The 6,861-nt window shown below is 69.1% G+C and carries 4 protein-coding genes; 1 reads left to right on the forward strand and 3 read right to left on the reverse strand.

Features of this window, described 5'->3' with window-relative positions:
* Positions 1–309 precede the first annotated feature (309 nt).
* On the forward strand, positions 310–3,663 hold the full coding sequence (locus GY937_12015) for a hypothetical protein (protein ID MCP5057434.1): 3,354 nt from the start codon (positions 310–312) through the stop codon (positions 3,661–3,663).
* On the opposite strand, the gene GY937_12020 is transcribed toward GY937_12015, so the two are convergent.
* From GY937_12020 to GY937_12030, 3 genes are all read right to left on the reverse strand, one after another.
* On the reverse strand, positions 3,660–4,172 hold the full coding sequence (locus GY937_12020) for a hypothetical protein (GenBank protein ID MCP5057435.1): 513 nt from the start codon (positions 4,170–4,172) through the stop codon (positions 3,660–3,662). The genes GY937_12015 and GY937_12020 overlap by 4 nt on opposite strands.
* Before the next feature lie 7 nt (positions 4,173–4,179).
* Positions 4,180–4,527 carry a hypothetical protein gene (locus GY937_12025; protein ID MCP5057436.1) on the reverse strand — a complete coding sequence of 116 codons (348 nt, stop codon included), beginning with the start codon at positions 4,525–4,527 and terminating at the stop codon, positions 4,180–4,182.
* Between the two features lie 239 nt (positions 4,528–4,766).
* On the reverse strand, positions 4,767–6,861 hold a 2,095-nt coding region (locus tag GY937_12030), incomplete at its 5' end, for a hypothetical protein (GenBank protein MCP5057437.1).

The following is a 6,861-nucleotide window of genomic DNA, read 5'->3' on the forward strand; positions in this document are numbered from 1 at the left end:
ATCTCACGCGCCAAGTCCAAGCCTGGCAAGACGATCGCAACCGAACGACGAAGGGCGTCGACTGGCAATTCACGACCCAACAAGCCCGCGTGAAACTGCGACGACTCTACCCCCAGCTTTTGGTGTGACAAGGGACTAGTCGCGCTCGCCCTCGCGCTGGCCCTCGCATCAGCGGCGCACGCGAGTTCTCCGCTGCCCTTCACGCCGAGCTGGGCCGAAGAGGTCGAGGCGGCGTTCTTCCACGGGGGGCGGCTCTCGAGCCCCAAGGTCGAGGCCTTCCGCACCCTCCTCGCCGAGCGTCGCCGCGAGGTGGTCGGGATCTTCGAGGCCGACCAGCGCGACCGGGGCCGCGGCCGGGGGGCCTCGAGACGCCGGGCGGAACGGCGTAAGGTGGTGCGGCTCTACGACGTCCTGCTCGGGAGGGAGGGCGAGGACGGCTGGCTCGATGCGCTGCTGGCCGAGACGGATGCGGTCGGGGCGCGTCGCCTGGCGGGGGCGATCCTCGAGTTCGACCGGGCGATCATGGTCGAGGGCCACCCCGCCTTCTCCACCCAGCTCCCCGAGCACGTTCCCGCAATCTCCGTGCTCCCCTGGTCGATCCCCGGAAGCACCCAGGCAAGGGACGCGCGCCATGAAGCGAGCAACCTGGTCGACCCGGCGACGGGGCAGTTCCTCGAGGCGGAGGAGATCGCCCAGCTGATTCGCGACGGCGGCGATCCGTCGCGCCTCGAGCCGCCCTCCGACTCGCCCTTCTGGCGCGCTCGTCCACGGATCGCCTCTCTCGACGTGGTACGCGTCTACCGGGCGGACGCGGAGGGCCCGCCGGTCTACCACGGCCTCGAGAAGCCCTTCCCCGAGCGCGTCGTCCTGAAGAAGCTCCGCACCACCCAGACCAAGCCCAAGTTCGAGGTCGAGATGGAGGTGGCCGGCAAGCGGCGCAAGTACAAGCTCAAGGTGGGCGCCGAGATCCACTCGGAGCCGGTGACCGGGGCCCTGCTGACGGTGCTCGGCTTCAACGCCGACCTCGTGAAGCACGTGAAGGACTTTCGGGTGGACCTCGGAAACCTGACCGAGGAGGAGATCCGACGCGAGTGGCGCTCGTACTTCGAGTTCGAGCGGACCCACCAGAGCTTCTCCATCGACGACTACTTCGTCTTCACTCGCGACGGACAGGGTCCCTACATGCTCGCGCGGGAGGCGAGCCTCACCGCGTACCCGGATGAGGCCGTGCGCGTCGGGCCCTGGTACTGGGGGCAGGGTGGCAACGATGGGCTCCGCGAGGTGCGCGGGCTCAGCCTCTTCAACATCTGGGTGGGCAACGTCGACGTCAAGGAAGGTGAGAACAACAAGCTTCTGCTGCGAACGGATCGGGAAGGCCCCGACGGTCTCTACTACATGGTCCACGATCTCGGCCACTCCTTCGGCCGGGTCTTCGGTGAGCAGCTGAAGCACTTCCCCTGGGACGTGGCGAGCCGCACGCTCAGCAGGCGGATCCGGTTCGACTACTACGCCACCTGGGTTCCGACCATTCGCAACCACGCCACCTTCGCGGACGCGCGCTGGATGGTTCGCCAGATCGCCCAGCTCACCCGGGCGCAGATCGAGGCGGCCGTCGCCCTCGGTGACTGGCCCGATGCCGTCGCGCAGCTGCTGGTCGAGAAGCTCATCCAGCGCCGCAACGGCCTCGTCGAGACGCTCGGCCTCGAGGGCGAGGAGACGCCCTCGGGCCCGATCGCGCTGCTGCCGGTCGACCGCCGCCTCACGACCTCCGACGGCGCGGTGGTCGATGGGGAGCTCGTCACGGGTGTCTTCGAGGGCTCGACGAAGGAGTTCGCGAACTACTACGACCTGCTGTTCGGGCCCGTCCTGGAGAAGATCCAGCTCCTGGGCGTCGGGGCGGTGCAGGGGACGCTCGGCTCCGTTCCCGCGATCATCTTCGACGACGAGTCGTCGGGGATCTCGAAGTTCGTGGTGCTGGAGCTGCAGGTCGCGCTGGAGCGGAAGGTCCGCGAGAACCCCCGCCCGCGCAGCGCCGACGATTTCTATCTCGTGCAGGATCGCGTGAAGCTCGGCCTGCGGGTGGGTGGAGGCCTCGTCGCACGGGCCACGACGGCCTTCTGGCGCTCCTACACCCTGGTGCGACCCGCCGCTTCGGAGCGAGAGGCCCGCTTCGCAGACGACCGGATCATGAGCCTGGTGCGCCGGGACGTGAAGCGGGGCGCACTCCCCGACGAGTTCGTGCTCATCCGCCAGAGCTACCTCGACGGGAGGCTCGGCTTCATCACCGAGTCCTTCAGCGGCAAGGTGCCGCTGATCGGTGGGCGGGGCGGGGCCTCGCGGGTGAACCTCGGCCGGAGCGTGGTCGCCCGCCGGGACGGCGATCTGCGGCTCTGGCGCGACGAGTCGGACTACCACCACCGCGATCTGGAGGCGTTCCTGAACCTGCTGTTCGTGCACTACCCGGCCATCCGGAGCGAGCGGGACGAGGGCTCCCTGCGCGGGGAGCTGTGGACGGTCCCCTTCGAGGAGGTGGAGGTCGATCCCACGCTGGCGGGAGCCGTCGACCGCGCCCTGCGGGACGATGACTTCGGCGCGCTGGAGACGCTGCGTTCGCCGCTCCCGCTCTCCTCCGCCTTCGACCGGGCAGTGCGCTGGTTCCGGGTGCCACTCTTCTTCGGACGTGGGTCGAGCTGGCGTCGTGAGCGCGTGGCCGTGCACGATCCCTCCTCCCCGGGGACGGTCCGGGAGACGCTCCACCAGCTGCGCCGTGACGCCTCGGGCTACTGGGCCTTCCTCGACTGGGGGGAGGATTTCCGGCACGTGATCCGGTCGACGTTCACGGCGGGGGGGACGAAGCGCGAACTCACTCCGGCGATCGTGTCCACCTACTACCAGCGCGATCGCGATACCTACGACGCCGAGCTCGGGGACGCCTATCTGGGCTTCATCGACGGGCTGGCGCGCCGCGACGAGCCCACCTTGCGCCCGTCGCTCCACAGCTACAACGGCCGTTGGGGCGACCTGGAGGTGAAGGTGCGGATCGGCTACTCGCGCAAGGCGGTGGAGCGACTCGGCGAGCTCGATCTCGAGCGTTTCTGGACCGATCTCGCCGCCGCGCTCGGGATTCATCGGGGCGAGCTGGAAGGCCACCGAGCGAGCCTGGCTGGTCGGGGTCCTCGACGCTTCCGCGGGCGCTACCGGCTGCCCGCTCGCCTGCTGCCGCCAATCCTGCGAGCGGAGCGGGTGGTCGAGCGCATCGCCGCGGCCCGCGAGGCCGACGACCCCGAGGTACGCCTGCGTCTGCTCACCGAGTCGCTGGGGGAAGCGTCCTACCGTCGCGGAGGCGGGTACGACCCGACCCTGCTGGTCGTCCTCCACCAGCAGCTCGGCCGCAAGCAGGTCTCGATCGACGCCACGATCCAGCCGCCCCCGTTCGAGGAGAACCGCCTGATCGGCCGCACCCCGATCCGCATCCACACGCGCAAGGAGCCGCGCGCACTGGCGCGTGAGCCGCTGGACCTGGACCCCCAGTGCGCCCCCGCGGTCTGGGAGATGCTCGAAACGTTCCCGACCTGGGACGGTCAGGAGATCCGTTGGCCCGAGCACCCGCCGGCCGGGTCGGGCTCGCCCTGTGACGGCTCCTGGGGGCCCTTCGCGCGCTAGCGGCTCGGTCTTGCCCTGTCCCACAGGGATTCGAAGGCCTGGGCGAGCCGCTTCACCGTTCCGGGCTCGCGGAAATCGATCAGCAGTTCGACGTTGGACCGGGCTGCCGACCGCGTCCAGTTGAAGGAGCCCGTGACCGCGCGCTCTCCGTCCAGGATCATCAGCTTCGCATGGAGCTTGCCCTGCCCGAGCGGCCAGCGTCGCACCTCGGCCCCGGCCTGTTCCGCGAGGCCCACCAGGCTTCGGGGCTTTGCATTCGCCTCGTCGGCGACGATCCGGACGCGCACGCCGCGCTTGAGGGCGCGCTCCACTGCGGCGAGCAGGTTCGGCTCGTCGAACTTGTAGAGCGAGGCGTCGAGGGAGCTGCGTGCCTGGTCGATGGCGGCAACGGCCGCGGGAATGGCCTTGCGCCCGATGCGAATCTCGGGTTCGGGCTGCGCATGCGACGGCATTCCTCCCGCAAACGCTGCGAGGACGGTGGCGGTCAGAACTGCCAGGGATCGCACCATCGCGACCTCAGAAGTCGATCTGCAGGCGGGCCTGCCCGATCAGGACGTCTCCGCCGTCGCCGGGCACGTGGCCCCAGATGGCGTTCAGGCCGAGCCCGACGCTCGAGAGAGCGTACCAGTTGAGACCCAGCGTCACATTGGCCTGGCACCCGCCCCGGGCGTCGCCGTCGTTGAGGTCGAGATGGGAGAACCGCGCGGCGACCTCGAAGGCTCCGAGCTGCCGCTGGCCCCAGTCGATCTCCTTTTCCGGCACGATGCGGCCCCACCTGCCCGAAGCGCGGACATAGCATCGTTGCTCTCCGGTGAGGAAGAGGCTCGTCTGCACGTAGGCCCCCAACGCTCCGTAGTCCGCCAATTCTTCGCCCCGGCGCAATGATAGGAAATTCTCTGCCTATCTGGTTCGCTCCGCCTGTGACCGTGGTTGTCACGGCGGAGCGAACCGGATAGGCAGAGGAACTCCAACAGGGGTTCCATGTCCGACAAGGGGATGGCTTGTCAAGTCCCACAGGGGAGTCCGTGGGTCCGTTGCTACTTGGAGGCCCATTGGGCGGCACGACCAAGCGGGAGGGGACTCCGCCTCGCCTGTCGTCGCGCTCAGAGCCTCCCGGCGAGGGCGAGGCGAAGCGAGACACGCTCGAGGATGCGCTCCGCCCGGTCGAGCTCCGAGGGGGTGGCGTCGGGCGCCTCGAGCAGACCCTGCGCACGCCGCAGCTCACGGCGCGAGTGGTCGGCCAGCCCCGTCTGCCAGAGCCGCAGGATCCCACCGTCGCCCTCCGCGATGGCGGTACGTAACGCGGCGACGGTGGCGTTCAGCTGCAGGGCGCCGCGCTCGCTCCAGTGGGCGGCGCGCGCGGCGTCACCGGGCAGCTCGGCGAGCGCGCGCTCCACGAGGTCGCTGCCCTGGTCGAAACCGGCGTCCGCCCGGTCGAGGGGCGGCGCCGGCGTCGTGGTGGCGGGCGTGTACTTGGAGACGCCGCCCCAAGTTCCCGTGTAGATCGCACCGTCGGGCCCTACCGTGGTGCCGGCGTAGAAGGAGTTCTCGCAGCTCTGGGGCAGGCGCTCGAGCACCGGGCCGACGAGCGCCGCGATCACTGGGCTCATGTTGTCGAATACCTGCTGCGGGCAGACGGTGGCGTCACCCGGAACGAAGAGCGCGCTCGCGCCCGTCTCGAAGTCGACGCCCTCGAGGCCAAAGAGGGCGTCCTGCAGGCCGATGCCGTAGATCATGCCGCTGGCCTGGCTCATGGTCGGAATGCCGTTGGGAATGCTGACCGTGGCGTTCGCCCAGACGCTACGGCAAGTCCTGCTCTCGGGATCCCAGTCGATCCGCTCCAGGCCGCGCGGCGCCTGGTCCGGGTTGCCACCTTCGAAGGCCGCGAAGAGGTTGCGCAGGATGCCCGGCAGGCCGTCGAAGATGGAGTCGTCCGCCAGCTGGTTGTTCACCACCACCGTCGAGTATCCCCGTACCAGCACCGACTGCTCGGAGAGTGACGTGGTTGCCGTGGAATCGCCGAAGGTGACCGGGTTTTCGCAGGCGATCCGGCGGTCCTTTCCGGGCGCGATGGGCCCCCAGTCCTCGGGGATCTCGTCGCGCCACATCAGCACCACGTGCATCAGATCCTGCCCGTCCGTGATGACGACGAAGCGGTCGTCGCCCGCGCGTGTACCCATCAGGCTCGGCGTGGAGCCCGAGCCCCTGCCGAGCCGGATCGACGCCTGATCATCGCCGGCCTCGTACTCCGCTCGCCACACCTGCGAGAGCGTGGTGCCGTCGAAGTGGAACTTGTACATCGCATCGCTGGTCACGACGTAGATGCCGCCGTTCTCGTCCGCCGCGATGCTGTTCGACACGGTCTCGAGGTCGGCGTCGTCGACTGCCGCGTCCTCGCAGTCGTCTCCGTTCAGCGAGGCCGACACGAGGCGGTCCGCCGTCATGAGGGCGGGGTCGCGCGGGATCACGCCGAGTACGGACTGCTCTGTGATGAAAGCGAGGTGATCGTCGTAGGTCAGCACCATGCCGGCCACCACGTCGCTGGCGCGGCAGAAGAACGAGTCGGGTAGGAACTCGCGCTTGTTCAGCGCGATCGGGGAGGCGGGGTCGCTCGGCACTGCGTCCTCGTAGACCTCGATGAAGCGCCTCCGTCCCACGATCAGCCGGCCATCGCGATCCACGGCGTTGTATGCGCCGCTGATGCCGAGCGAGTAGGTGGGCGGGGCGGGCTCGCGCTCGGCCGGGACGTAGACGTCGACGATCTCGAAGGGATCGTGGCTCAGCTTGATGACTTCGCCGTTCAGCCCGAGCGGCGTTCCCCAGACTGCGACTTCGCCGCTCGCGTAGGGCTTCGAGAAGCCGAGCGCGATGGGTGTGCCGGGCACCACGACGTGCTCGGCCGTGATAGGAACGCCGGGAACGGGCGCCGGGGCGGGTGATGACGCCTGGGCGTAGCTGCCGCGGTGGCTCGTCGTCCAGATCGACTCGACATCCGAGGGGTTGCAGAGGGGCTCGTCGGCGGCGAGCGGCGTGACACACAGGCTGCTGGCGACCGGGGGTGAGCTTGCCCCGGTCTCGTGGACACCCCGGATCGCACGAAAGTGCGGTAGGAGTGTGTCATGGGAAAACGGAAGCGTCGATCGTTCACAGATGAATACAAGGCCGAGGTCGTGGAGCTGATCCGCAAGAGCGGGAAGA

This window comes from bacterium (assembly GCA_024228115.1).
Lineage (GTDB): Bacteria > Myxococcota_A > UBA9160 > UBA9160 > UBA6930.